Origin of the sequence: Flavicella sediminum (assembly GCF_006381105.1) — a bacterium.
Classification (GTDB): domain Bacteria; phylum Bacteroidota; class Bacteroidia; order Flavobacteriales; family Flavobacteriaceae; genus Flavicella; species Flavicella sediminum.
The window spans coordinates 1-1,546 of record NZ_VDET01000009.1; the positions used below are offsets into that span (position 1 = coordinate 1).

Annotated in this window: 1 protein-coding gene and 1 pseudogene; both read right to left on the reverse strand. The window is 31.4% G+C overall.

Annotated features, from left to right (window positions below):
- Positions 1–214 precede the first annotated feature (214 nt).
- A pseudogene (locus tag FGM02_RS11690) lies at positions 215–523 on the reverse strand (phosphoribosylaminoimidazolesuccinocarboxamide synthase); the annotation flags it as partial.
- Positions 451–1,305, reverse strand: a complete 855-nt coding sequence (gene rhuM / locus FGM02_RS11695) for a virulence protein RhuM/Fic/DOC family protein (protein ID WP_139958568.1) — start codon at positions 1,303–1,305, stop codon at positions 451–453. The gene rhuM and the pseudogene FGM02_RS11690, both read right to left, overlap by 73 nt.
- Between the last annotated feature and the right edge of the window lie 241 nt (positions 1,306–1,546).

Genomic DNA, 1,546 nt, shown 5'->3' on the forward strand with positions numbered 1-1,546 from the left:
TTCTAACCATTAAGCGATTTTACCAGGAACTTTTGCTAGAGAAATCTATCCTTCAAACTAAAAAGAACAATAAGACAATTGAAATCCTACATTTCGGAAGAAAATTCGAAGATCGGAAACGAACTAATTTACTGAAAAACGACAGCAAATAACAAAAAAAAGGAACTGCATAATAATGCAGTCCCTTTTTCTGTTTTCTAAACAACTACTTTTCTTAACTTAAATAAGCAGTTACATTTTTCTCTATCCTTGTCAAGACATCAGATACATCAGCTTTTACAAACTGTTCTCCTGTGATCTGTTCATACAATTCAATATAACGATTCGAGATCTCTTCTATCTTCTCATCTGTGATTTCAGGTATTTGCTGTCCTTCCTTCCCTTGAAACCTATTTTCTATCAACCATTCTCTAACAAATTCTTTAGAGAGCTGTTTTTGTTTTTGGTCTTTTAATTGAATTTCATCATAACCTTCCGCATAAAAATAACGTGATGAATCTGGTGTATGAATTTCAGAAAACAAGCAGCTGCTATGCGTTTATTTCCATCAACAAAAGAATGGTTTTTTACTACCAGATACAATAGCATTGCGGCTTTTTCTTCTAATGTGTTGTAAAAATCATCTGTTCCAAATCCTTTTGCTATTTGCGCTACAGAACTTTGAAAACTTTGATCTTTTTCTTTTCCAAATACATCAGAATCAAACTCCGTTAGCATTTGTTTGATAATTTGTTGGTACTCTTCTAAAGTTGGGTATTCAGCTTCTTTTGTAGATATTCCCTTTGCATCTAATTCTTCATGATCATAATCATCTAACAAGCTTAAGCCTTTGGCAAATATTGTTAACCATTGGTTGTCTTCTGTTTTGTCCTCTATGGCTCTACTTAAAATTTGAATACCATCTTTTAAAACACGTACTTCTTGTTCTTTTTGTTCTAAACGTTTTTGATTAATGGCATAGCCTTTTACTAAATAGTCTTTTAAAATACTATTTGCCCATATTCTAAATTGAGTAGCACGCGATGAATTTACTCGATATCCAACTGAAATAATCATATCTAAATTATACAATTTCATCTTACGAAGTTTTCCGTCCAAAGCAACCTGTTCCATTTTGGAACAGGTTGACTTTTCCTTTAACTCTTTAGATTTATATATATTACCTACATGTTTTACAATAGCTGGTCTTTGTACACCAAATAGTTTTGCAATTAGATGCGCATCAAGCCAAACAGTATCTTGTTCTAATTTTACTTGAACCTCAATACCGTCAGTAGATTTAAATATGTCAATTTTATTTTCCATCCTCTTTAAATTTAGTAGCTGTATTGATTCAACTAACTCTTGCTCTTTTTTCTATATTTTTTTTATTGAACACTAGCTATCGAATGGTTGTCGCATATTTTGCGACAAGCACTTTTCCTATTAAGCTACATAGCCATTGTATTCATTGATATATTCTTTTACCAATATGTTGTTAATACGTTTTACATCGGTTGCATTGATATCTATTTTTTGCTTGTTCTTAAATTGATTGATCACCAAA

Excerpts from the sequence above, each read along its gene's own strand:
- rhuM (WP_139958568.1), bottom strand. The coding sequence starts at position 1,305 with ATGGAAAATAAAATTGACATATTTAAATCTACTGACGGTATTGAGGTT.